The 610-nt window shown below is 62.8% G+C and carries 1 protein-coding gene and 1 pseudogene; both read left to right on the plus strand.

What is annotated here, in order from left to right; all coding sequences use genetic code 11:
• Positions 1-45 precede the first annotated feature (45 nt).
• Positions 46-510, plus strand: coding sequence for a 50S ribosomal protein L13 (gene rplM, locus EOA27_RS39225; protein WP_040983169.1), 465 nt, complete (start codon positions 46-48; stop codon positions 508-510).
• Positions 510-610 (plus strand): annotated as a pseudogene (locus EOA27_RS39230) (30S ribosomal protein S9); the annotation flags it as partial. The gene rplM and the pseudogene EOA27_RS39230, both read left to right, overlap by 1 nt.

Consider the following 610-nt stretch of genomic DNA (forward strand, 5'->3'; position numbering starts at 1 on the left):
CTCTTGTCCCTCGTGGACGAGAAAGGTCAACCTGAGAGCAAAACCATGGCTACCTTTTCGCAGAAGCCTGCGGATGTGGTGAAGAAGTGGGTGCTGATCGACGCCGAAGGTCTCGTCGTCGGTCGTCTGGCCACCGTCATCGCCAACCATCTGCGCGGCAAGCACAAGCCCACCTTCACCCCGCATGTCGATGATGGCGACAACGTCATCGTCATCAATGCCGACAAGGTGGTGTTCACCGGCAAAAAATACACCGACAAGGTCTATTACTGGCACACTGGCCATCCCGGCGGCATCAAGGAGCGCACCGCGCGCCAGCTGCTCGAGGGCCGTTTCCCCGAGCGCGTCGTCGAGAAGGCCGTCGAGCGCATGATCCCGCGCGGCCCGCTTGGCCGCCGTCAGATGAAGAATCTCCGCGTCTATGCCGGCGCCGAGCATCCGCACACCGCTCAGCAGCCCGTCACGCTCGACGTGGCCAAGCTGAACTCCAAGAACAAGAGGGCTTCGTAATGGCTGAGCTTTCCTCGCTCGCAGAACTCGGCACCGTCGCCGCGCAGCCGGCCGCGCCCGTGCATGTCCAGAAGCTCGACAAGTCGGGCCGCGCTTACGC

Origin of the sequence: Mesorhizobium sp. M2A.F.Ca.ET.037.01.1.1 (assembly GCF_003998075.1) — a bacterium.
Classification (GTDB): Bacteria; Pseudomonadota; Alphaproteobacteria; order Rhizobiales; family Rhizobiaceae; genus Mesorhizobium.